This is a genomic window from Bdellovibrio sp. HCB274 (assembly GCF_047306075.1).
Classification (GTDB): Bacteria; Bdellovibrionota; Bdellovibrionia; order Bdellovibrionales; family Bdellovibrionaceae; genus Bdellovibrio.
Map to the genome: position 1 here is coordinate 2,722,781 of NZ_CP178623.1, position 24,267 is coordinate 2,747,047.

The 24,267-nt window shown below is 46.5% G+C and carries 23 protein-coding genes; 11 read left to right on the forward strand and 12 right to left on the reverse strand.

The window, feature by feature from the left end; genetic code table 11:
- Positions 1-846: a pyruvate, water dikinase regulatory protein gene (locus tag ACLWNV_RS13190; RefSeq protein ID WP_413584909.1), complete on the forward strand. Its 846-nt coding sequence runs from the start codon at positions 1-3 to the stop codon at positions 844-846.
- Positions 847-854: 8 nt separating this feature from the next.
- On the opposite strand, the gene ACLWNV_RS13195 is transcribed toward ACLWNV_RS13190, so the two are convergent.
- Positions 855-2,363 (reverse strand): phospholipase D-like domain-containing protein, encoded by a 1,509-nt coding sequence (locus ACLWNV_RS13195; RefSeq protein WP_413584910.1) that lies wholly within the window; start codon positions 2,361-2,363, stop codon positions 855-857.
- A 268-nt stretch (positions 2,364-2,631) separates the two neighbouring features.
- On the opposite strand from ACLWNV_RS13195, the gene ACLWNV_RS13200 reads away from it, so the two are divergent.
- A complete protein-coding gene (locus ACLWNV_RS13200; RefSeq protein ID WP_413584911.1) occupies positions 2,632-3,156 on the forward strand; it encodes a hypothetical protein in 525 nt (174 codons plus the stop codon).
- Between the two features lie 73 nt (positions 3,157-3,229).
- On the opposite strand, the gene ACLWNV_RS13205 is transcribed toward ACLWNV_RS13200, so the two are convergent.
- Complete coding sequence (locus ACLWNV_RS13205) at positions 3,230-5,065, reverse strand: methyl-accepting chemotaxis protein (protein WP_413584912.1); 1,836 nt, start codon at positions 5,063-5,065, stop codon at positions 3,230-3,232.
- An 84-nt stretch (positions 5,066-5,149) separates the two neighbouring features.
- Positions 5,150-6,049 (reverse strand): LysR family transcriptional regulator, encoded by a 900-nt coding sequence (locus ACLWNV_RS13210; protein WP_413584913.1) that lies wholly within the window; start codon positions 6,047-6,049, stop codon positions 5,150-5,152.
- 79 nt (positions 6,050-6,128) lie between these two features.
- Here ACLWNV_RS13210 and ACLWNV_RS13215 point away from each other — a divergent pair, with 79 nt between their 5' ends.
- The gene (locus ACLWNV_RS13215; RefSeq protein WP_413584914.1) at positions 6,129-6,848 is read left to right on the forward strand and encodes an LPXTG cell wall anchor domain-containing protein; all 720 of its coding nucleotides are present in this window, start codon (positions 6,129-6,131) and stop codon (positions 6,846-6,848) included.
- A 78-nt stretch (positions 6,849-6,926) separates the two neighbouring features.
- The gene (locus ACLWNV_RS13220; protein ID WP_413584915.1) at positions 6,927-7,664 is read left to right on the forward strand and encodes a DUF3750 domain-containing protein; all 738 of its coding nucleotides are present in this window, start codon (positions 6,927-6,929) and stop codon (positions 7,662-7,664) included.
- Between the two features lie 55 nt (positions 7,665-7,719).
- Here ACLWNV_RS13220 and ACLWNV_RS13225 read toward each other — a convergent pair whose 3' ends face one another.
- The 3 genes from ACLWNV_RS13225 to fliL form a co-directional block, all read right to left on the reverse strand.
- The gene (locus ACLWNV_RS13225) at positions 7,720-9,141 is read right to left on the reverse strand and encodes a M16 family metallopeptidase (RefSeq protein ID WP_413584916.1); all 1,422 of its coding nucleotides are present in this window, start codon (positions 9,139-9,141) and stop codon (positions 7,720-7,722) included.
- Complete coding sequence (locus tag ACLWNV_RS13230) at positions 9,134-10,549, reverse strand: M16 family metallopeptidase (RefSeq protein WP_413584917.1); 1,416 nt, start codon at positions 10,547-10,549, stop codon at positions 9,134-9,136. The genes ACLWNV_RS13225 and ACLWNV_RS13230 overlap by 8 nt, the downstream gene beginning before the upstream one ends.
- A gap of 173 nt (positions 10,550-10,722) precedes the next feature.
- On the reverse strand, positions 10,723-11,232 hold the full coding sequence (gene fliL / locus ACLWNV_RS13235) for a flagellar basal body-associated protein FliL (RefSeq protein WP_413584918.1): 510 nt from the start codon (positions 11,230-11,232) through the stop codon (positions 10,723-10,725).
- A gap of 260 nt (positions 11,233-11,492) precedes the next feature.
- Here fliL and ACLWNV_RS13240 point away from each other — a divergent pair, with 260 nt between their 5' ends.
- Together ACLWNV_RS13240 and ACLWNV_RS13245 are read left to right on the forward strand one after the other, a co-directional pair.
- Positions 11,493-12,404 (forward strand): L,D-transpeptidase family protein, encoded by a 912-nt coding sequence (locus ACLWNV_RS13240; protein WP_413584919.1) that lies wholly within the window; start codon positions 11,493-11,495, stop codon positions 12,402-12,404.
- A 23-nt stretch (positions 12,405-12,427) separates the two neighbouring features.
- The gene (locus tag ACLWNV_RS13245) at positions 12,428-13,363 is read left to right on the forward strand and encodes a hypothetical protein (protein ID WP_413584920.1); all 936 of its coding nucleotides are present in this window, start codon (positions 12,428-12,430) and stop codon (positions 13,361-13,363) included.
- Between the two features lie 133 nt (positions 13,364-13,496).
- Here ACLWNV_RS13245 and ACLWNV_RS13250 read toward each other — a convergent pair whose 3' ends face one another.
- The 5 genes from ACLWNV_RS13250 to ACLWNV_RS13270 all read right to left on the reverse strand — a co-directional run bounded on the left by ACLWNV_RS13250 (position 13,497) and on the right by ACLWNV_RS13270 (position 18,045).
- On the reverse strand, positions 13,497-13,682 hold the full coding sequence (locus ACLWNV_RS13250; protein ID WP_413584921.1) for a hypothetical protein: 186 nt from the start codon (positions 13,680-13,682) through the stop codon (positions 13,497-13,499).
- A gap of 106 nt (positions 13,683-13,788) precedes the next feature.
- Entirely contained in the window at positions 13,789-14,538 is a 750-nt protein-coding gene (locus ACLWNV_RS13255) for a rhomboid family intramembrane serine protease (protein ID WP_413584922.1), read from the reverse strand.
- Complete coding sequence (locus ACLWNV_RS13260) at positions 14,535-15,149, reverse strand: HIT family protein (RefSeq protein WP_413584923.1); 615 nt, start codon at positions 15,147-15,149, stop codon at positions 14,535-14,537. The genes ACLWNV_RS13255 and ACLWNV_RS13260 overlap by 4 nt, the downstream gene beginning before the upstream one ends.
- 3 nt (positions 15,150-15,152) lie before the next feature.
- Positions 15,153-16,148: a signal peptide peptidase SppA gene (gene sppA, locus ACLWNV_RS13265; RefSeq protein ID WP_413584924.1), complete on the reverse strand. Its 996-nt coding sequence runs from the start codon at positions 16,146-16,148 to the stop codon at positions 15,153-15,155.
- 94 nt (positions 16,149-16,242) lie between these two features.
- Complete coding sequence (locus tag ACLWNV_RS13270; RefSeq protein WP_413584925.1) at positions 16,243-18,045, reverse strand: 30S ribosomal protein S1; 1,803 nt, start codon at positions 18,043-18,045, stop codon at positions 16,243-16,245.
- A gap of 265 nt (positions 18,046-18,310) precedes the next feature.
- Here ACLWNV_RS13270 and ACLWNV_RS13275 point away from each other — a divergent pair, with 265 nt between their 5' ends.
- The 4 genes from ACLWNV_RS13275 (at position 18,311) to ACLWNV_RS13290 (ending at position 22,399) form a co-directional block, all read left to right on the forward strand.
- Complete coding sequence (locus ACLWNV_RS13275; RefSeq protein WP_413584926.1) at positions 18,311-19,600, forward strand: hypothetical protein; 1,290 nt, start codon at positions 18,311-18,313, stop codon at positions 19,598-19,600.
- A gap of 147 nt (positions 19,601-19,747) precedes the next feature.
- A complete protein-coding gene (locus ACLWNV_RS13280; protein ID WP_413584927.1) occupies positions 19,748-20,638 on the forward strand; it encodes an alpha/beta fold hydrolase in 891 nt (296 codons plus the stop codon).
- 247 nt (positions 20,639-20,885) lie between these two features.
- Positions 20,886-21,977: a hypothetical protein gene (locus ACLWNV_RS13285; RefSeq protein WP_413584928.1), complete on the forward strand. Its 1,092-nt coding sequence runs from the start codon at positions 20,886-20,888 to the stop codon at positions 21,975-21,977.
- 20 nt (positions 21,978-21,997) lie between these two features.
- Complete coding sequence (locus ACLWNV_RS13290; protein WP_413584929.1) at positions 21,998-22,399, forward strand: hypothetical protein; 402 nt, start codon at positions 21,998-22,000, stop codon at positions 22,397-22,399.
- Here the strand turns inward: ACLWNV_RS13290 and ACLWNV_RS13295 are convergent, their stop codons facing one another.
- The gene (locus tag ACLWNV_RS13295; RefSeq protein WP_413584930.1) at positions 22,400-22,798 is read right to left on the reverse strand and encodes a hypothetical protein; all 399 of its coding nucleotides are present in this window, start codon (positions 22,796-22,798) and stop codon (positions 22,400-22,402) included.
- Between the two features lie 339 nt (positions 22,799-23,137).
- Here ACLWNV_RS13295 and ACLWNV_RS13300 point away from each other — a divergent pair, with 339 nt between their 5' ends.
- Positions 23,138-24,259, forward strand: a complete 1,122-nt coding sequence (locus ACLWNV_RS13300) for a hypothetical protein (protein WP_413584931.1) — start codon at positions 23,138-23,140, stop codon at positions 24,257-24,259.
- Positions 24,260-24,267 lie beyond the last annotated feature (8 nt).

Consider the following 24,267-nt stretch of genomic DNA (forward strand, 5'->3'; position numbering starts at 1 on the left):
ATGAGCACAGAACCAAGAACCTACACCATCTACATCCTTTCAGACAGTACCGGTGAAACGGCAGCGACGATGATTCGCGCGGCCTTGGTTCAATACTCCACTAAAGACATCAATATCATTCGCAGTAAGAATGTGCGCACCGAAGCCCAGGCCGAAGCTGTGATCGAAGAGTGCTTTGAACGTCGCGGGATGCTGGCCTATACGGTGGCAAGCCCCTCTCTGAGAAATAAAATCCGCGAAGCCGCTTCAGGCAAAGGCATTCCGCATTTTGACTTACTGGGTCCTTTGCTAAGCACTTTGGATACTTTTTTTGGCGAGCATTCAGAATCCCATGTGGGCGCCCTGCGCGCGGTGGACGAAAGATACTTCAAACGCATTGAAGCGATTGAATACACGGTTAAGCATGATGACGGAAAAACTTTTGCAGAACTTGATAAAGCAGACATCGTGCTGGTGGGAATTTCCCGAACCAGCAAAACCCCGCTTTCAATTTTCCTAAGTCACAAAGGCTGGAAGGTTGCGAACGTGCCTTTGGTTCTGAACGCTCCCCTGCCAGAGGAGTTATTCAAAATCGATCAGCGTCGCGTGGTAGGATTAATCATTGATATGGATTCCCTGCAACGTATTCGCAAAAGCCGTTTGGAAAAGTTCGGTCAGGACACCGGGGGCGAGTACGCCTCGATGGCCCATATCGCAAAAGAAATTGAGTTCGCGGAAAAGATCTTTAAGGTGAATCGCCGCTGGCCGGTTTTCAACGTCACTGAACGTGCACTAGAAGAAACCGCAAGTGAGATCGTCAGAATCATCGCGGCCCGCCTGGGTCTGCCAGACAGCGTGATATTCTAGATTTGTTTCTACAAAAGGAAATCCAAAACACTCGCCAGGGGCAAGGTCATCCAGAATAGGATTTTCTTGGAGAGCGGAACTTTTTCATGCATCGGGCGACCATCTTCACGCACTCCGTAGCGATTTAGTTTTGCGGACCCGGCGATGTGCTGTTCGATATTTTCCTGCAGTGCTTTCGCCAATATCGGATTGTCCCGACAGATCAAAGCCATCTCAGCATTAATATTTGTAGATCGCGGATCCATGTTAAAGGTTCCGACCATGATCGTCTTTCCATCAATCACTGCGCGTTTTGAGTGAGTGCCCCAACGCGAGGACCGTGCTTCGGGAATAACCGGATACACCGCTGGATTAATCATTCCTTTATGCATCCAAACATTTACGCCCAGCTCAGTCCAGCGGCGGATGCGCGTATCGAAAACGGCTTGTGTATAAAAGGCGTCCGTCGAATACAAACTGTTTGAAACGACGTTGATTTCAACTTTGCGGCGAATTAAGTCATCAAGGATCGTGGAGATTTCTTTCTTAACCACGAAGTACGGAGACTCGATGTAAATCTTCTTTTGCGCAAGGCTTGCTTCCAGCGCCAATTGCTTGCGCAAAACACGGGTCTTTTCACCCATTCCTGGGAAGTCTGCAGCAAAAAGAGTGTCGTTACAAATCGCGGTGGTTTCTTTGGCTAAAAGCTGCGCACCCAAAGTATCCACATAACGGCGCACACGATGATCTTCAGGAGTTAAAACCGTGAAGGCTTTGGCTTTCGCGGTACCCTCTTCGTATCTGCTGACTTCACCCTTGTAGCGGCTGACACTGATGCGTGCGTCTTTATCCTGACGGGACCAGGGATCATTTTCATAATTATCGCTTAAGTTAGGAAAATCGGAAGGACGAGGTGCGCGCACGATCGGTGCGTTTTCAGTCAATTCGGCATTCCAGAACTCTTCAAAGCTTTTCAGCATGTCCTGTACGATGGTGCCCTTAACCACGATGTCAGTATCCAGAAAGTTGTATTCGGGACTTAGATCAAAATATTCATCAGCGATATTGCGGCCGCCGGTGATGCCCTCAATACCATCGACAATCAACGTCTTACGGTGGCTTCGGAACTGCACTGTCACGACACGAACCAAAACCGCAGGATTATAGTAATGAACCTCGATGCCAGCTTCTTTTAAAACCGAAGCGTAGTATTTATTAAGCTCAAAAATCGGAAGTGACGTATCCACGATCACCCGAATCTTCACACCCTGGCGTGCTTTACGAATCAAGGCGTCCGTAATCAGGCGCCCCGCCGTATCGATGCTGTATATGAAGTATTCCATTTCGATCGAATGCTTGGCACTTTCGATCATATTCAGACGTTTTTTAAGGGACGCGATTCCACTATCAAGCAAGGTGATCTGCTGCGGCTCTGTGCGGCGGCGGTATACGCCTTCGGAGTCCTTCATATTACGTGCGGAAAAAGCGGTGCTTGCGAAGGTCAACGTTGCTGCCATTAAATAAAACTTTAACTTCACCAAGACCTCCGCTCTGAAAATGAGGAAATTTAACAGGACTTATCGATGCAAAATAGTGGCCATTCCAGTGCAGTCTCACAGCTTCTGAACCGTGGGTAACAGTCGTCCTAAGTATTAAATTCACGAGTGTACAAGGACTTAACACCTTCGTTTTTCACACGTCCCTGCAGCCTTACACAAGCCAGCAGAATACATAAGGCAAAGCAAAAACCTTCGTGCGATGCTGGGACCGTTTTGTTCAACCAACCCAAAATGACAGGAGGTCATTATGTTTTCCAAAGTACTGGCAGCCCTGCTGCTGATTTCAAGTTACGCGATGGCATACCCAACAGTGGGTGACAAATCGATGTGGAAAGGGTCCGAAGATAAACTCGACGGCACCAGCACTCCGATGTCGGTAACCAAAGAAGTGACAAAATGGGATGAGCCAACTCACAAATGGACCGTTAAAGTGGACATGACAAAAGGTGACGAAACCACCACTGAAGAAATGGTGAAATCCTGCCTGTGGAATCCAGATGCCTGGCAGCACACTATGACAAACTGTGCGATGATGGGTGGTACTATGGAAGAAGTGGCCGTAACTACGGGCACTTACCAAGCCTGCCGCACGACAGTCACAGCTGACGATGGACGCGTTATCAAAACATGGATGGGCGACGTACCATTTGGCGTAATCAAGCATGAAGTTTTGGATGTTGCAACCGGCACTAAAACAACTCTAGCGTTGGAGTCCATCACAGAGGGCACTCCAGCACCAGAACCTGAACCACAACCAGAACCAGGTAACTAGCTAATAAAAAAAGAGCGAGGAGACCACCCCTCGCTCTAAACTTCAATTTTCGATTTTCCATTTTCGGCAGGTACTAAGCCGCGTTCTTATCTTCACCATGAACGAAAACATTCATCTCAACCGTCGCGCCTTTCATCACATTAGCCTGATGACTAATGTCGGTCGAAGTTCCCGCAATCTCCTCTGAAGAAGCCGCATTAGACTGCACCGAAGCATCAAGTTGATTCATAGCTTTCGAAATCTGCTGAATCCCCGTAGCTTGCTCTTCACTTGCGGTAGATATTTCCAGATTCAGATCAGAAACTTTTTTAACTGAAGCGACAATACCTTTTAGGACTTCGCCAGAGCGATGTGCCTGTTGCGTACCATTTTCGACCTTAGCCACACTCGTTTTGATCAGACCGTTGATATCTTTTGCAGCCACTGCAGATCTTTGCGCCAGGGCGCGAACAGCCTCCGCCACGACAGCAAAGCCCTTACCCTGCTCTCCTGCGCGCGCAGCTTCGACTGCGGCGTTAAGTGCCAGCAAGTTTGTCTGGAAGGCGATATCGTCAATCACGTTAATGATCTCTTCAATTTCTTTTGAAGACTTGGCAATTTCAGTCATCGACTGAATCAACGCACCCATTTCTTCCTCACCCTTGCGAGCAGAGTCCGAAGATTGCGATGAAAGGTTCGCTGCCTGTTTGGCATTCTCGGAGTTCATACGAACCATCGAACTCATCTCTTCCAAAGCCGCCACGGTTTCTTCCAAAGAAGCCGCAGATTCACTGGCTGACTGGGACAAGCTTTGACCTGCCAATGACAACTGCTCGATCGCTGTCGTTACGTTGTCGCCGGATTCAGACAAGCGATCGGTGATACGACTGACCGACTTGGAGATATATATCGCAATAAATTGTACGGCTACCAATAAAATCAAAGTTCCGGCAATCGCGATAATAATTTGAGTCATCACCATCGCACGTGCATCAGCCATAACATCCTTCAGTGGAGTGCGCACCACCAGCGACCAGGACTTTTCTGTCTGGCCCATCGGCACCGGTGTCACTACATAAAGGAATTCTTCTTTTAGTTCCGGATCCAAGCCGCTTAAAACCAGGCGCTCACCCGCGGTAACAGCTTTATTGAACTTTTCTGGTTCAAAAGAAAACTTCGCAGGCTGCGTGATCATTTTTGAATCAGGATGTGCTGCAAGTTTTCCTGTGTCTGTAACAAGGAAAGAAACCGAAGATTCAAATGGCTTGATATGAGAAGCCTGCTCTTGCAGATCTTTAAGTGGCAAGTCCACTCCCGCAACACCGGCCACTTTGCCATCAATAAAGATTGGCACTACGGCTGACGTCATCAACACTTGCTGACCGTCGATAGGATACAAATATGGCTCCACCATGGTTTCTTTTCCACGAGCTTTCGGAACCAGATAGTAATCCCCCGCGCCTGGCTTTTCATAGTCCACCAAAGGGGCAAGATTGGCTTTGCCATCAGCATAACTTAAATAAGGAATAAAACGACCGGTGCTATCATATCCTGGAGTGTTTGCAAATTTAGCATCCTGACCGTCCCACGCATTCGGCTCCCACGCCGTCCAAACTCCGATCAGCGTTTTATTACTTTGAAGAATATCCTTAAACGCATGTTCAATCGGAGCGCGCTCGGTGTGATGATTAGCCCGGTTCGACTGAAGATACTGCGCCAAAATCCTTGCTGTTCCCAACCCTGATTCCGCGGAAAGACGCATCTCATTGGCGTAGGCTTTCGCAATGGCTGTCGTTTCATCAACTGCTTGAGACTCAGCCGTTTTTAAACTGTTTCTGGCTACCAGGAAGTTCATCGCGACAAATACCAGGATCGCGATGAAAATGATCGGCACAGACATTTTGATTTGAATAGAAGGTTTAACTTTCACAAATCACCTTTTCCAAAAAGTTTCTGAAACTGCTATCAGAATCATTTCGGCAAAATGTGACAGTTTTTATAGATCGATGAAAGTCTAGGCCTTTTCCTGACCTGCGAGAGTCGAATAGAATACCTCGACTAACGGCTTGTTGCTGGAATTCTTTTTATAATAAAAAGTAAGATCCATTTCGTAGGAAAGGTCTTTGACGTAAACGCGATTCAAGCGGCCCGAGCGCACCTGCTTTTTTACTGAGTGAGCTGGCAGAAATCCCCAACCCAGTCCCGCCTCGATCACGCGCTTAAGAGTGCCCACGTTGGCGGATTCAAAAATCGCATGGGCTTGGGAGCTTTCCATTTTCTCTTTCAGAATACGATTAAACCGCGGGAACTCTTGGGTAAAGTCCACCACCGGAAATGCGTTCAAATCTTTTGAAGTGATCTGCTGAGGCATCTTTTCATCTTTGCTAGAACCGACCAGCCACATTTCTTCTTTCACCAGGAACTTTTGTTCGCAGCCTTCCAGGTCCTCTGCGAACTCCGACTTGGTCTCCGGCAAAATAATGACGTCATAATTGGATTTCTTGAAGTTTTGAATCAAATCTTCGCCAGATTCGTAATCAATCTTTAGGGACAACTCTGGATTATGGCGCATCAAGCGCCCCACGATAGGACTCATTAAATGCAATCCAATCGAATTCAAGGTGCCAATTCTTAGCTGCCCCTTCATCTGATTGCCTATGGACTTGATCGCGATCTCTGCTTGTTGAGTCAGATGGATGATCTTCTTAGCGTAGTCAAAAAGCACTTCCCCTTGCGGAGTGGCCTTAATCTGTCGAACCCCACGAACCAATAACTCCACACCTAGATCTTCCTCCAGATTGCGAATCTGCTGACTGACTGCGGGTTGGGTTAAATAAAGCTTATCGGCTGCGGCAGTCATACTGCCTTCGCTGATGACAGTCACAAAGGTGGTCAGCTGATATAGGTTCTTCACGAGATTTTCTCCTTTGCGCTTTGATCCGGGCGGTTTTTATTATTATACTTACATTCGTCCGCATCTGGAGGTATTCAACATGATGTTACGATTGTTCGCGCCGCTCGCAGTTATTCTACTCAGTTTTAGCGCCAATGCAAAAGTCTTCCGCAACGCCTACATCTCTTTTGAACTTCCAGAGACCTGGAAATGTAATCTTGAGCAAACCGAATGGGTGTGCCGCAGCCAACAAACTAAAGAATCCAAGGAAGCTATCATCATCCTGACGGCAAAAGAGGTCGGTCCGACGGATACTTTTCCACTTTACCAAACACATTTGGACTCACCGATCTCAATCATGACCAAAGGTGGCGGTTCATTAACTTCCAAAGTTGTTTATAAAAGTAAGAAAGAAACCATTAACAATCAGATCTGGATCGACGCTTTGCACATGAACTCTGAAGTTGCGAACTACTTCACTCGTTACGTTGCGACGATCAAAGACAAGATTGCGATTCTGGTAACGTTCTCGGCTCATAAACAATATTACACTAAGTACAGTTCTGACTTTTTCAAAGCGGTCATGAGCTTGCAGGTTATTGCTTCGAAAAACCTTTTCACAAAACCTGAACTAGGACCTTTGCGCCCTGGTAGCGGCACTTTCGGAGAAGGCATTCAATCTGCAATGCCAGCAGATATGTACCAAGACGGTCCTAAGTCAGGCAGCTCCAATAAGGGTCTGCTGCTATTCGGAGCTTTGCTACTTGCTGCTTTGGGGGCCTTCATTTTCATTCGCGCAAAAAAGAACAAGCGCAAATAAAAGTATCCTCTCTTTTTCAATGTGGGCGCGGAATTTGCGCCCTGTTACTTTCTCCAGATTTAAGTTATTCTACTCTGCATGAAAGTAAAATCCCTCACCATCCTGGCTCTTTTCTTTTTACAATCTGCAACCGCTTTAGCTGATGATTGGCGCACTGCTGATCGCAGCTCTGTGGGTATTGCGCCAACTCCACAAGAAGAGCCGCGCGCTGTCGTACAAATCTATTCTGCTCGCACCTATGGATGGAAAGGCAACCTCGCTGTCCACTCCTGGATCGCCTTCAAAGAGGAAAACGCAAAAGACTGGAGCGTCTACGAAGTCATTGGTTATTACGCCAACCCTGGCCTTCCAGTGATTCGCAAAACCCACCGCCAGCCCGATCAGAAATGGTTTGGCAATGATCCCACACTTCATCTTGATGTGCGCGGTGATGCCGCAACTGAAATGATCCCTTCGTTGGTAAAATCCATTGAAAGCTATCCTTATCCCGACACTTACCGCATTTATCCGGGACCGAACAGCAACACCTTTGTGTCTTACGTGATGAGAAATACCCCGGGCATCTACACGGATCTTCCGCCCCATGCCGTGGGTAAAGATTGGATCGGCACCGGTCAACCAGTGGGTATCACCGAATCTGGAACCGGCGTGCAGTTTTCTATTTTTGGAATGCTCGGGGCCAGCGTGGGACTTGCGGAAGGTATCGAGGTCAATTTACTGGGAATGAGTTTTGGAATTGATTTTGCCCGCCCCGCCCTAAAGCTTCCATTTGTGGGAAGATTGGGAATGTCAGATAAACCTGTATTTAATAAATAAAAAAAGGCCAGGCATTGTGACCTGGCTTTTTTATTTTTGAACTGAGAACCCTGACTTAGCGGATTCTGATTACTTCCGGTTTATAGTCTTTAAACTGCGGAATAATGGATTCATTTCCGTAAACCACGACTTTGAACTTTCCAGAGTCCAAGTGGCGCTTAATCGCCGCGTTGGCGTCCTTTTGTTTGATCTTTTTGACGTTGGAAATATAGTCCGTCAAATAGTCATACGAAATACCGTAGTAATCGAGCACTAACAAATTATACACCAGACGATCTGCAGTTTCGATGGCACGGGGGAATTGACCAATCAACTGATTGCGGGAAGCCACGGCCTCTTGCTCGGTCGCGCCATTATCGACAAAGTCTTTAAGCACTTTCAAAGTTTCATCCAAAGCCTTTGCCGCTGTTTCGTTCTTAGTGAAAGTTGAAACATCAAAGCTGCCACGATACTTGCGTGCATCAAATCCAGAATAGATCGAGTACGTTAATCCCAGATCATCGCGGACTTTTTGATTCAGGCGACTGCCGAAACTGCCACCCAAAGATTCGTTGGCCATACGCAATGGAATAAAATCCTTATCCAGTCTTGAGATACCCAGTTGCGAAACACGAATCTGCGTTTGTTGCAGACCCTTTTTCACAACCAATTTCACCTGCAAAGAATCGATGGCAGGAGCTTCTGCCGTTTTCGTTTCAGGAATTGTGCGCTTAGTCCACTTACCCATTGTCTCTTGAATCTGCTTTTCAAAAGCATCATCAAACTGACCGACCACAGCCATCGTCGCATTGTTTGGACGGAAGAAGGTCAGGTAGTGCTTGATGATATCCTGCTTGCGCAGAGTTTGCAGGCCCGGGATAGTCCCGTTAGCATCACGCCCATAAGGATGTTCACCATATAAAAACTGATCCATCTGCTCATCCGCAAATGCCGATGGGTTGTCGATTTTCTTTTTCAGGCTTGCCACCAGTTGCGAACGCAATCTGTTAATTTCGCCGTCCTTAAATGACGGATTCATCAGGATATCTGAATACACCTGCAATAAATTAGAAGCATCGTTGATCAAGGCATCAGCATAGATCGTCGTTACATCATAACCAGGATTTACATCGAGTGCCGTCCCCATTTGCCCAAACTCGTCGGCAATTTTCATCGCGTCACGGGACTGTGTCCCCTGTTCCAGAAGATAAGCTGTGATCGCATTTAATCCCGCCAGATCCTTGGGCTCCTGCACGTTTCCGGTTTTAACCAAAGTCGTCAAACTGATACGAGGTAAGCTGTTGTCACGCACGTAAATGATCTTAAGACCATTTTCAAGCACGACCTCTTTATACGGCATCAGCTTAAATGTTCCGGCATTTTTACCAGCGGTATAGCCCGGTGGAGTCGCCTGTTGGTTTTTTGAAGTATTCCCGGCACAAGAAGCCAAAGCCACACAGACAAATGGCAACGTCAAATGTTGAATAAATTTATTCATTGGCAGCTCCTTGTTTTACTTTCGGTTCCAGCACGATGATGGAGCGTTGAGTTTGATTCGTGTACTTTTCACTGACGCGTTTGATGTCATCAGCAGTCACAGCCTGGTATTTTTCGACGTCGGTAAACAGGGTCTCGTAGGTTCCCGTTTGGATTTCATTCACCGCCAATGCGCGGGCTTTACCATCCATAGTTTTAAGACTGTCCACCAGATCTTTGATCACCTGAGTTTTGGCTTTTGCAAGTTCTGCATCAGAAACTTTCTGATTTCTGAGCTTCCAGATTTCGTTGTAAACCACGTCCAGAGTTTCTTTGTGACTGATGCCTGGCTTCATCATCACACCTGTTGCATAAACGCCGGATTCTTTCAAAGCGTAGTTAAATGCATAAGTCGAAGTCGCAGACTGTTTTTGGTAAACCAGGCGCTTATACAAACGTGAAGATGTGCCGTTACCCAAAATATTCGCGGCCAAATCCAGGGCATACATATCCGGATCACTTTGCTGCGGGCTTTGAAAGGCGACTATGAAAGAGTCATTTTGCACATCACGACGGATCACTGCGTTTTGCTGGACCGTTTGTGGTTTTTCCTTCGGATAATCACGCTTTGGCAAAGGACGGTACTCTAAAGCGCCATAATACTTTTCAATCATGGCTTTAACTTTTGGAGTTTCGAAATCCCCTACCAACACCAGCACTGCATTATTTGGTACGTAAAAAGTGCTATAAAAGAATCTTAGCTTTTCAGCATTGTATTGTTCAATATCTTTCATGTAGCCAATTACCGGCCAGCGATAGTTACTGGTTTTAAAGACTGTTCCCATCATCGTTTCGCGCACAACACCCATTGGGTTGTTATCAATGCGCCAGCGGCGTTCTTCTTTTACTACTTCTTTTTCGCTTTTAAGATCTTCGGGCTTTAAAGCCAAAGAACTCATACGATCCACTTCCATATCCATAACCAGTTCCAGCTTGTCGCTGGGAAGATTTTGGTAAAAGCCCGTGTAGTCGTTTGTAGTAAAGGCATTATTGGAAATACCATTTTCATGGAAAATGCGATCGAAGGCCTTGCCATCATATTTTTTGGCACCTTTAAACATCATATGCTCCAGCATATGGGCCGCGCCCGTCACGCCTGGAGATTCATCGCGGGAACCCACGCGGTACCACGTGTGATAGCTCACCATCGGCACGGTGTGGTCTTCGACCAGAAGCACCGTCAGCCCGTTTTTCAATTGGAACTTGGTCACAGGCAGACTCAGCTTCAAAGAACCCGTGTTTGCCCATCCTTTGATGGTGCCAACGATGTCAGCATTTGAAGTTGGTTGATAGGGCATTGGCTCGATGGCTTGCGCAGATGTCGCAAAGACGCACGTCATTGCGACAAGCAATGTAGAAATCCGTTTCATAGTTGCTTCTTTCCTTGGAGTAATTTCTATGATGTAAGTTTGGTCTGCGATGGAATAGAAGACAACAATTAGACTTGATTTAAGACTTAAGACCCACCTTCGCCAAGGCTTCGGCGGGCAGGCCTTTGTGATAGGGCATAAAAGGCCCCGGATATAACGTTAGCAGGGGCAAATTATTGAACTACGAAGTCAGAGAAGAAAACGTCTTTAACCACGCCTCTGTGAAGAATGCCATTTACTTCCATGGCGATCTTATCTTTAAGGAAGAGTTTACCCTGGATGCTTTCCAGGTTGCTGAAACCCTCTTCGTTCAGGATGCGAACAATTTTGTCGCGGGCTTTGGCGCGATTTTCGGGCTCCATCACTTCCTCAAAGCCATCTTTGCCTAACATCTGCAAATTGACCTCAAGACGGATTGTACGCTTTGGCTCCCCATTCAAATTGACGGTGAATTTATCCATTGTATAGACCATGGGTGCCATTTCAGTGGTCTCCACTGAGGCCAGTTCCCTTTGAGCTGTTTCTTCGCTAATAGAGGGAGATTCCCACCCCATCGTCGAGGCATAAACCATATAGGCGCCACCGCCCATAACGGCCAAATTAAGGACTGCAAAAGCAATCTGCAGGATCATACCGGAATTTTTGGGCTTTGCTGGTGCCTGTCCCTCTTGACTCTGTGCCATGTGAAACCTCTCACTTCATGGGAACTATCGGAGCTTCAGTCCTAGGTCTTAACGGGAGTGAACTCAAATTTTCCAAGTGATTTTCATACTTTTCGTCTAACCTTTAGACATTTTCATTCTGAGGCTTGACAAAAATCACGAGTCTTCCGAAATATAATATTATGAGAAGTTTACTCTCGGTCAGCCTCACTATTTTAGCTTGTTTGCCTGTAAGGGCGGAATCTGTATCTTCTGTGCCGTCTCAATTTGGGGCGAACGATTTGCTACCAGCACCACTGCTGCAGATCTCAGAGACAGATGCTTTTTCTAAATTCGTTTTCCTGGTAGATAAGGAAAAACGCAAACTCACCGTTTTTGAACGCAATGGCGAACAAATTAAAAAAGTGGATGAGTTTCCGGCCGACATCGGCGCCGCTGGTGGTAACAAAACCAAACGCGATGATAAGAAAACTCCGGAAGGTATCTACTTCCTGCAAAAACGTCTGACTCAACCGGAAATTCCATTCAACCTTTATGGTGCTTTGGCATTTACCACAAACTACCCGAACCTTTTCGACAAGCGCGAAAACAAAACGGGTTCTGGTATCTGGTTGCACGCGATTCCTGATACGGTTCCATTGACTCGCGGTTCCCGCGGCTGCGTGGTGGTTCGTAATGAGGTGATTAAAAAGCTTGCCGACTATATCAAACTTAATGAAACACCGATCTTGATCTTTGATCACGTCAGCTATGTTTCTAAAGACGAACACGAAAAACGCCGTGTGGCCCTGAACACCTTCATCGAAGGCTGGCGTCAATCCTGGGAGTCCCAGGACATTGATAAATACATGAGCTTCTATGATTCTGAATTTAAAGCTCCAGGTTTTGACTTTGCTGGTTGGAAAACTCACAAATCAAATCTGAAGAAACAGTATGAGTTCATCAAGGTTCACCTTTCCCAGCCTTACATTGTTCAACACAATGACCAGTTGCTGGTAAAAACTTTGCAGCGCTATGAATCTGACAAGCACATCGATTATGGTGTGAAAACGATTTATGCGGTGAAAACTGGTGATTCTTACAAGATCATCCGCGAAGAGTGGGCTCCATTCAGCCAAAAAGCAGTTTCCTCTGCTATCGCTCGCGAAAACTCCATGACTGCTCAAGCTGGCAACATCCAGCAAACTCAGTAACCTACGTTAAGGGACGATAGTAAATGGCGAAAAAATCGTCCCCTTCCGTTCAGAACTCTGACGTTCAATATTTTCTTGAAGACCTAAATCTACTGGCGGGTCTTCCGACTTCAAAAAAACACAACAAACTGGTTTTATCAGAATACCCCCTGGACGCGCAGCTATTGCACGCCAGCAGTCTTTATCGCGCCAGCCGCGAGATGTATCAGCAACTGGGTGGAGTCTTTGAAGCGAAGGTTTGTTCGACCATGCGTTCTTTAAGTGCGCAGGATCTGTTTGCTGATGTGATTCAGTACTCCCCGTCTTGGTCAGAGCTGTTGTGGTTTAAGGATCACTCCCATGAGCTGGCTGATCCTGATAAGGAACTGGAAGCCCTGGGGCGCTTTAACGAGATTTCCCTTTATCATGAACAGAATCATCGCATTTTGTGGCGACTGCTTCCACCTGCTCCCAAAGATTCAACGGCCTTTCGCAAGTACTTAAATTTTGCAGAAAGTCTGGTTGTCGTTTTGGATTTGGCCTTGGGTGATGAGCTTGGGAAAAAGCACTCCCCGGTCTTTGAAGATCTTAAGGTCATTTATCGCTCCGGTGGCGAACACAGTTATCACACGAAAGACCTTGCCACCTATCGCCGCTACCTGCTGGCGATGGTCTGCGCGACTTACTGCACACTCGAGTTGGTAAATCCTGAAGACGTCGTCAAAGTCGTCGACTATGTTTTTCCCGGCCAAAAAAAGATGAACAAAGACGCCACTGAGCGCAGCCTTGAAATCAACGAGCTATTCACTCGCGTGACCAATCCGCAGTGGCAGGAACGCTATTGGAAGGATGCCCAGAAGAAACTCGCAAAGATCCACAAAGGCGTCAAAGGCGAACCCCTGGAACTTGCCGCCGATCCTTTAGATATGGAATCAGAATTCCAAATCGCCCTGCGCGTGTTCGAATACTTCGGACTTTAATTTTGCCCACGCAGTCACACCCGTAGCGGGTGCGGCAGCGCACAAACGATGAGACCGCAACCAAGCGCAATCCAAAAAAAAGCAGCCACCTAAGGGGCTGCTTTCATCATTCACAAAATGTGAATTTCAAATACTAGTGAGATTCTTCTGTTGAAGAAGACTTACCGTCGATAGTGAATTTCTCTACGTTGTGAGCAAGATCTGGAAGTTGCTCAAGGTGCTTTTGCATTTCTTCTTTTTTAAGTTCACCAGAATTGATTTTAGATTCAGTCATTCTAGTGTCCCATTTTAGATTCTTATTAGCTTCAGCCAAAGACATGCGCGCTCCTTTAATTGATATAATCGCTATCTTTATATCCAACTCCGACGCCCTTGTCCAGAGCCCTCCCCAAAAACTAAAAGGGCCCTTGTTAGGGCCCTTCGGGTTAGTTCCAGTATTTAGGGGGCTTTTCGCCCTTTTTCTCGTTATCGACGACCAAGCGAAGGTTTCGGCCCTTGTTCTTGGCCTTTTTCTTGAAATCCTGCCTTACGAACCAGGCTTTGATCTGCAGAGTGATAAACCCGGCTACGATCCCGCCTAAATGGGCTAGGTATGCCACTTCGCCACCCGTGACGCTTGAAGTCATCATGGAGGCAAATTGAACAGCTCCCATTAAAGTAACGAACCATTTGTTCTTCATTGGGAACAACATAAAGAAGTACACAATGCGCTCGCCAAAGATGATTCCTTGAGCCAGCAAAAGACCAAAGATCGCGCCCGATGCGCCAACCACTGGCACAATCAGACCCGTCTCAGAGCCCGTCGCCAAAGCATAGCCCCAAACTCCCACGCAATAAATGATCGCGGCACCCACGCCTGAAGCGAAATAATACGTCAGGAAAAACTTGGTACCCCAACGCTGCTCAAGCTCGGCCCCAAAAAACCAAAGCATCAGCATGTTGAACAGGATGTGAGTAACCTGCATGGAGTGCACGAACATGTACGTGAACAACTGCCAGATCTCGAAATTAAAAAGAACTTTCCCTGGAACCAAGGAAAGATAGGAAGTGACCGGAATCTTGGCGAACCCCTCCACCATTACTTGTAGAAGGAACCAGATCGCCACATTGATGATCAGCAACCACTTCACTGCAGGAGTCATGGGTGCTGTTTGAAAACTTACGCCTCTATTCATAACTTCTTAAAATACTCCAAAAACTTCTCGTAGGTCTGCTCAAGACTTTCAACCAAGACCTTGGTCTCAGCGATCAACGGGAAGAAATTAAGGTCCCCAGACCAGCGTGGAATCATGTGGTAGTGAAGATGCTCCGGAATTCCCGCACCCGCCACAGCTCCATGATTTAAACCCAGGTTAATTCCCCCTGGAGAGTAAATGGCATTGATCGCTGCCATGGTTAAACGAATGGTATCTTGCAAATCCATGAACTCAGCGTCCGACAATTTCAAAAGATCCCCGCAGTGACGTCTTGGTAAAACCAGGACATGACCACTGTTATAAGGAAACTTGTTCAGAACAACCATGGAGTGCTTGGTTTTGTAGACACACAAACTATCGAATGAAACTTCCTTCTTGGCAGCATTACAAAATACACAGCCCTCGGGCTTGATCAACTTACGCACGTACTTCATGCGATCAGGACGGAACAAAACATCGCGTTCCATCGGCCAGATTTCATGATTGATGCAAATCGTGGCCTTGACCGTACTGCCAGAAAGTTTTGAAGACGACTTTTTTGGGGTCGTCTTCTTAGCAGCAGATTTTTTTGCTGGTTTTTTCTTGGCCATCAATTACTCCCAGTAACCGGGCATCATATAAAGAGGCTGGTTCAGATACTGAGAACGCAACAAGTACTTTACAGCACTTTCCATGTTCACGCCGGGAGTGATTCCCGCAGCGATCGCTGCTTTGCCTTTTAGGACATCAGCGTATTCAACCATAGAGTTCAAATCGTCTTCACCTTCACGGCCACCGAAATCAAAGATGCTCATTTTCTTTTTAGGAACTTCAAAGACGTCATAGTCTTTACCCAGTTTCGCAAGCTCCGCCGCCAAAGTGACGGCATCGTCAAAGAAACCCTCTTGGTCAGCAAAGCCCACTTTAACTGCCGTAGCCCCGGTAAACACGCGACCGTCAGCGTATTCAGAAACGACGTCGTCTTTCAACTTGCGCTCTTTTGCAACGGTTCCTTTGAACTGAGCGTAAACTTCGTTGATCATGTTTTGGAAAAGATTCTTTTCATCTTCACGCATTGGACGGTACTCAGCGCCGGAGTCTTTGAATTTACCGGAAGTGATGGAGTAGCGGGATACCTTTGCCCAGTCATAAAGTTTTTCAAGATTCGCGAACTCCATAATCACACCGATGGAACCAACCAAGGCACCTGGAGCCACGACAATCTTATCGCAGGCAACTGCCGAGTAGTAAGCACCAGAAGCCATCACACCCGTCGTCACGCACACCACAGGCTTTTTCAATTCATCGCGAACCTTTTTGATCTCGTGATAGATTTCCTGGGAAGGTCCGACAGAGCCGCCCGGAGAATTGATATTGATCACCACCGCTTTTACGCGGTTGTCCTCAGAATATTTTTTTAGATTTTTAAGAAAGCGTTTTCCGTTCAGGATTACGCCGTTCATTTCCAGATGCAGGATCGTATTTTTTGCGGAAAGAGTTTTTTCCTGTTCGCCGAACATACCTGAACCCGCTTTAAGCAAAGCCCCGATACCGATGAATACTAGAATGATGATAATGAGTTTTTTGAAGAAACCATTCTTCTGTGCCACGCTGTCGACTCCTGCTGAAAATAAAAAAAGGGGAACCTTGTTAGGCTCCCCTTTTTCGACATTTCAGTCAATCGCACCGCAACGCGGTATGATATTACTGTTTGCCGTCAGTCTTCATGTTTTTCAACTGGTCAGCGAACAAGTCACCGAAAGTTGATTTAGAAGTTGCTGTTGCTTTCTTAACATAGTCATCAACGTCAGCTTTTGACTCACGAAGTTTAACTAGTTTTGCAGACAAACCGATCTTACGAGCGTCTTTGTCGATAGAGATAACTTCAGCTTTTACAGATTGACCTGGCTTAATGAAGTCTTCAACAGAGTTGATTTTGTCTGTTGTAAGTTCAGAAATGTGGATCAAACCTTCGATATCAGACTCAAGCTCAACGAAAGCACCAAAATCAGCTGTTTTAGTTACTTTAACATCGTGTTGAGTACCGATAGCGTATTTGCTCTCGATGTTTGCCCAAGGGTCAGACTCAAGTTGTTTGATACCCAAAGAGAATCTTTCGTTCTCAATGTCTACACCTAGAACAACTGCGCGTACTTTTTGACCTTTAGCGAACATTTCGCTTGGGTGGTTAACACGTTTAGTCCAAGAGAAGTCAGAGATGTGAACTAGGCCGTCAATACCTTCTTCGATGCCGATGAAGATACCGAAGTCAGTAACAGATTTAACTTCACCTTCGATGATTGTACCTGGAGCGTAAGACTCTTTAAGTTCAATCCAAGGATTTTGTTGAAGCTGTTTCATGCCCAAAGAAATGCGGCGGTTTTCAGTGTCTACTTCAAGAACTACTACTTCTACTTCGTCACCAACGTTAACGATTTGAGAAGGGTGTTTTACACGTTTAGTCCAAGACATTTCAGAAACGTGGATTAGGCCTTCAATGCCTTCGCCAAGTTCAATGAATGCACCGTATTCTGCCAATGAAACAACTTTACCTTTAAGCTTAGTGCCTGCTGGGTAAGAAGCTTTAACAGATTCCCAAGGATCGTTGTGCAACTGTTTCATGCCCAAAGATACGCGTTCTTTTTCTTTGTCATACTTAAGAACTTTAACTTGGATTTCGTCGCCAACGTTCAACATTTCAGAAGGGTGTTTTACACGGCCCCAAGACATGTCTGTGATGTGCAACAATCCGTCCATGCCACCAAGGTCAATGAACGCACCGTAGTCAGTGATATTTTTAACGATACCAGTAACAACAGAACCTTCTGCCATAGTGTCAAGAGTTTGAGAACGCAAGCTATCGCGTTCTTCTTCAAGAAGCGCACGGCGGGAAAGAACGATGTTGCCACGCTTTTTGTTGAATTTGATAACTTTGAATTTGAACTTTTTGCCCAAGTAAACGTCCATGTTGCGAACCGGACGTAGATCGATTTGAGATCCAGGCAAGAATGCTTTAACGCCGATATCAACGCTCAAGCCGCCTTTAACTTTAGCAACAACAGTACCTTCGATAACTTCTTCGTTTTCTGCTGCTTTAGAGATATCAGTCCATGCACGTAGCATGTCTGCTTTATCTTTAGAAAGAACGATCATACCGTTTTCGTTTTCGATACGGTCGATAAGAACTTCTACTTTGTCTCCAGCTTTTACTTCACGAACGCCGTCAACAATACGGAATTCATTGATAGCAATCAAACCTTCAGACTTGTAGTTGATGTCCACTAGAACGTAGTCAGATTGAACTTCTACTACTGTACCAGTAACAACGTCGCCAACTTTGAAATCTTGCTCTTTCATGGACGCTTCGAATAGAGAATCGAATTCGCCTTTGTCAGACTTTTTTGCACCATAGATGCCAGGATTAGCAGCGACATTGGAATCTTCTGCATCCAAGAAAGCTAGCACTTTCTGTTTTTCAAGTTCGGCCTTGTTAAGTTGTTTTGTCATATCGTTTTTTAAATACCTCCACGTAGTAAAGCCTCTGGTTGTTCGGAATCTGCTCGCGCAGCTTCCCCTGGACCTTACCCGTACCTTTCTTCGCTCTTTGGCGAACCAATGGTTTAGCGAGCTAAGGGCACGAAAGTCAAAGGTTTTACGCAACTCGTTAGCCTTTTCAAAAGGTGTCTAAATGTAAGCTAACAGAGGCACTTGCCCACCCCCTGTTTTCCCTGCTGAACTCGAACATATTTGATCTGAGATCCTGGGAGGCAAAGTGAAAACAGTTTTCATTCTTTTGTTAGTGGCTTTAAGCTTTCAGCCATGTTTCGCAGGACCCCAATTTCGGGGCCAAATCTCCTCGGCCCTGCGCTTTATTGAGCACTATCAAACCACGGGGGAGGAAGGTTATGACCCGGGTCAATGGATCGCCCGAGTCACCTCTTACCTTCCGAGTGCGGTGGGTGTGGGTAAATTCAATCACCCTTATGAAGAGCCCACGGCCTTTGTGGCGGCCTCTGTCGCCAATGTGCTCGCCGAAATTTACTTTCTTGCCCCTGAGTATAATTCCATACCGCCGATGATTCGAAAAACGGTGGCAGGATTTCGCAACTACTACTGGAATGAATTATTTAATTTTTATCCTCCGACAACTTATCGTGGCGTTTCTGTGCGCCAGCCTCGCTATATGTATCTGGCTCCCCGCTTTAAAGGGTTCGCGAACATTCCGCCGGATGCGGATACGACTTCGGTTTCCTATGCAACCTTGCAGTACCTGCAAAAAATTGAAAATGGCGAGCACAGCTATCAGCATCTGCCGGATTCCGTGGTGCGCGCTTTTTCCCAGGCACGCGACGTGAATCGCCAAGCCCACGTTTACAATGCCGGGCAAGGACAGAAAAACACCGGCGCCTTTCTGACGTGGCTCTGGGATGAGGACGATCCAAAAATGCCGCGCAATATTTTTTCCAAACCTCATAACGGCACGCGGGTTCCCTTTAATCGCAATGATGTGGACTGCGTGGTGAACGCCAATGTTCTGAAAGTTTTAACACTTGCTAAAAATACCGACGGGCCCGGCTACAAAGCAGCCTGTCGTCATTTAAATCGCATGGCGATACAAAAGGATTTTTTCTTTTGTGGCATGTACTATCCCAGCCGCTACATCCTGCCTTACACCATGGCGGATATCATAGAACAGGGAGGTTCGTGCTTGGAGCCTTCCCGAAATAACATCATCGCTTTCTTGCTGAAAAAACAAAAGCGCAATGGCGGCTGGAAAAACAAATACCTGACAAGGCCCGATCGCATCCAGTCCACGGCCTGGGCGTTAAGTGCCCTGGCGCAAATCGGTGATCCGGAAAATCCCCGACACCGTCAGGCTGTACGTAATGCCGCCAATTATCTGGCAGGCATGAGCACGCGGGACCGTCATGGATTTGTCTATTGGCCGGGTGAGGTTTACTTTGCCGCGACCTTCGTGGCTCGGTACCCTGTGGTTTGGCGCTCTTCGGCTTACACAACGGCTGTCGCTATCAAGGCATTGCTGTTGGCCGAACGATTTTAAATCCTTTTTTCACGGCCCGTGACTCTGTTAGTTTACAAATACAAAATCTGCATTTTCTCACGCAGAAGTCTATTCACTCCGCGCACGCCTTTCTGAGTGATAGCTTTATTGGGTAAAGCTAAAACTGTTAACAGAAAGGAAACTCTTATGAGTTCATTCTTTACCGTCTCTGATGGGACTAAAATATTCTATAAAGACTGGGGCCAGGGGCAGCCGGTTTTGTTTTCGCATGGCTGGCCTTTAACTTCTGATGCGTGGGAAGCACAAATGCTTGCCTTATTGCATGAAGGCTATCGCGTGATTGCGCACGACCGTCGTGGGCATGGACGCTCTTCGCAAACCTGGGAAGGCAATCACATGGACCAGTATGCCGATGATCTTTCCGAGCTGATCGAGGAATTGGATTTACACGACTTGATCCTGGTGGGCCACTCAACTGGCGGCGGCGAAGTCGCGCGTTATCTGGGAAGACACGGAACCACACGCGTGGCAAAAGCGGTGCTGGTCGGTGCAGTACCACCGTTGATGTTAAAAACTCCACAGAATCCCAACGGTCTACCAAAAGAGATCTTTGATGATATTCGTCAGGGAGTGGCGGACAACCGCTCGCAGTTCTATTTGGATCTGTCCAAAAAGTTCTATGGCTTTAATCGCATGATGAACAAAACCTCCCAAGGGTTGTGCGATTCATTTTGGTTGCAAGGTATGATGGGCGGAATCAAGGCCCAGTGGGATTGCATCGAACAGTTTTCCGAAGTGGACTATACAGATGATTTGAAAAAGTTTGATATTCCGACCCTTCTGATCCACGGAAGCGATGACCAGATTGTACCGATTGGCGCCGCATCTATTGAAGCTGCCAAGATCATCCCTAACGCCCTTTTAAAGGTTTATGAAGGGGCCGATCACGGACTTGCCCAGACTCAGCCAGAACGATTTAATTCAGACCTCTTGGAGTTCATCGGAACACCGTCTGAAATCACTGTAGGGCGCAATAGAGGCCGCCTGAGTGACCAACTGGGAGCGCAACATCACTAAGACTTTAGGAGCCGCTTTGATGGCGGCTCCTTTGTCTCATTTTTGGAAATCCAGAGGTGATCACTCCATTGACAGCGCGGTGACAATTCAGCGAAACCTGTCAATTGTTAATTCCTGTGTATCTCGAAAACAGACGGTAACCTTCTGTAAATACTGGGAAGTCTTCACATGCCAATCAGGCCTTTAAGTTGCACTACCTCCAGCTATGGAACTAAAGAAGCTCACAAAAAAAATCATATTAGGCACCTTGAGCATATCTTTGTTGGCGGGATTTACCGGCACCGAAGAATATGTGGAATTGAATGGCATGCTCAATGGGCGTTCCTCAGCTTCTTTCTCAAGAGGTGACAATAACATTGTAACCACTTTGACTCGCGGTACGCGCGGTGAGGTTCTGGAAACCAAAAAACTTCGTTCAGGAAGTTTTGGCATTAAAATCAAAGTTCTAAACGGTCGCAACCAAGGCGATGAGATGTGGGTGTATCACCGTGATGGTGATTCTGATCTTTCTCTTTATGAAGATATGCCATCCAATTGGGATCAGGGTAAAAAGACCAAAAATACGGTAGCTGCAAAAGCAGCCAAGGTTGAAAAAGAAAAACCGGCAGTACAGGATCCTGAGTTCAAACAGAAAAAAACCAAGGCCAATAAAGAAGCTATCGATGCTATTAACAGATCTAACGCAACCAAGGTTGCCAATGATTCCTGTGTGAATTGCTCTGCTCCTTCCACCAAAACTGGTAGCCGCGCGGTGATTCTAAAAAAACGTGTCTCTGGCAAAAAAGCCCGTGGCATGACCAGCCAATGTCAAAATCTATTGATGAATTCGCAAGGCAACCCTACCCAACTGGGACAATACATGATGTCCACCATGGCTGATCCTAGAAACAGCAAGTACTATTTAAAAAGCAATGCTCTGGGCGGACTGTGCCCCCGCTTCAACAATCTAAGCTCTGAAAACAAATTGAAAGCTTGGGCCTGGTTCTGGACTTCCTTAGGACAGGAAGAGTCATCGACTTGCAACCCTGGCCTTAGACACGGTCAATGGTATACCGACAGAAATGGCAACACCCGCCGCCTGAATCCAACCGATGGTTTGGGAATCTGGACGGTAGAAGTGAGTCCCATCCTGCGTGCAAGCAGAGGTCCTGAGTGTGCAAATGTTAAATCTGCTTCTGGACAAGCCAAGTGTGCTATTGAAACAATGAAGGACACTCAGCTGGCGCGCGGTGCGACCGCGACTTCAGGAAATAAGTACTGGGGTCCGACACGAGGTCACCGGGTGAAACGTCAAATGTTGCCACATATGGAAAGGTTCGCACTATGTTTTCAAAAGTAATTACTCTTATTAGCTTTTCCATGATCGCATTTTCGGGCATCGCTCACGCTCAATCCGTTCCTGATCTGACTTTTGGAAAGTATAAGATGAGCAGCGGCGATGAAGAGATCTGCAATGACTTTGAAGTTGCAAAGCGCGATTTGAAGTTAAAAACTTTGACTATCGGTACAGACTCCATGCCGCTGACCAATGAAGATATCAAGATGCAATCGGATCTTGATGACAACTGTGAATTCACGCAAAATGCAACGCGAGTTGATGATTCATCCTCAACAACTCTGACTCGCATTGATAAAGAAATTTGCCAGGGTCAGGTAAAGTCAGACTCTACGACGATTGTGAAAATCAAAGAAAAAGAAATCACGGTTACCTATAAGAAAGGCAACCGCTCTTTAGGCACCTGCGTTTACACGACGAAATAATCAGCGCGAGCAAGACGCAAGGTATATTGAACGAGGCTTGGTCCCACCGTTGAATGTCAACGAATCCTGGGCCAGGCCTTTTCCCGTTTTATAGTCAATATCAATTGTTTGTGCAGACAAAGTCATACCCATCTGGCGCTTGCTGCTGTGAAGACTTAATCCCGAATCATCATTCTTACGAATCACCTGGGCTGCATCCACTTTGATGTAGATCTGCGAGGACTTGGCATCTTTGCCTTCCAAAACCACATCACCGAATTCAGTCAAATTTACCGTGTAGGTTTCCTGCGGTTTCATCGAAGGGTTCAAGGAACCCTTGCAGGTTACAACGACTTCTTTTTGTGCAAAGGCCAGCGAGCTTGCCAATAGCAATGCAGGAACTATCAAAACTTTGATCATAAACGACCCTCCGGGACAGCCAATGCCACCAGAGGTACAAATGCCAGGCCGCCCACCAGATCTTACCTATTCCAGCAGAACCAAAATTCGCATTTGGATCATGAAGAAATGACAAGGCCTTGGCTCAACCGCGCCCTTACATAATTAAAATCACGGTTACATTCAGATAACCATAGTGACAATAAGGGTTTAGCGCAGATCGCTTAGACAGCGCAAAGCACTCCATAACTTATTGGTTGGAGACTGAAGTGGAAGAACGTTTGCAAAGAAACTCTCATGAGAAAGTGAACTTATAACAGTCTCAAACAGAGACAACACAAAACGAAAGAGAGAGAACCCATGAAACCGAAAAAGGCCGTATCCGTAATGACAGCAGTTACTTTGCTTGCTCCAGCTTTTGCTTCTGCACGCACTCCAAAGGAAGACGCTTCTGCTTCTGGCAGCACAGCTGTGCAAAAATCCAATAGCTCTGAAGTGGCTTTGGATCAGTCGACTGCAACATTGTTGTCCTTGATCATCGCGACGACAAAAGTAGAAAGCAGCGCTGGTAAACTGGTAGCTGTCGACGCGGCTGTTGCGAAAAAATATACTTACTTGCGTACGGCTTACCTGGGTACTGTTCCAACTTCCAGCGTAACTATTGGTGCTGGTTACCTGGGCGTGGAATCCGTTAAGAAAGTTGAATTTGTTTTGGTTCCATTGACGATGGTTCTTCGCGCAATCCAACACATGGGTAAACTTTCAATCGAAGGTTTGGATAGATTCTCGATCGCTACAGGTCTTGATAAAGTTCTTGAGCAATCCGTGGAAAGCTCCGGCAACTCAATGAGACTTACTTGGGAACACCTGATTCAGCCAGTGGTTCAATTGCTAATCAATAAGCACACGATGCTATCTTCTGGGACTTCTTCTGCGTCTGCATCTGCAGCTGGTTCTTTCTTCTTTATGATGAATGATTCCAAAGAGGCAATGTCTTTGTCTCAAGTACGCAGTGTCTTGGGTCAGGACAAGGTTGTACGCTCTCGCATCGATGCTGAGGTACGCGGCCTTTCTGAAATTTACAATTTGAGCACGGACCAACAAGCTCAGTTGAAAATCGCGATCTATGACGACATCATCCGCCAGGCTGTCGCTAACAAATTCAGCGACGACAGCAGCTTGTACAACCTGGATGTTATCAAGTTGATGGCAGATAAAAATATCGTGGATCGCAACGCAACGACAGCGGCTTTAAAAGTACGTAACCTTGTAAAAGGTTTGTCTTCTTCAGAGCAGGTTGATGCTAACACGAAGGAGTTAGCAATTCAGAACACTGAAATGGCTTTGCAATTGGCAGCATTGCTTGAGTCTCAGTTGACTTCAAATAACGTCAGAGACCCGCAAGTCAGAGCTGAAATCGAGCGCATGCTGGGTTCAGTTTCTTCCAAACTGGCTTTGATCGGTTTCAATCTTAAGAAGTAATAATCAGG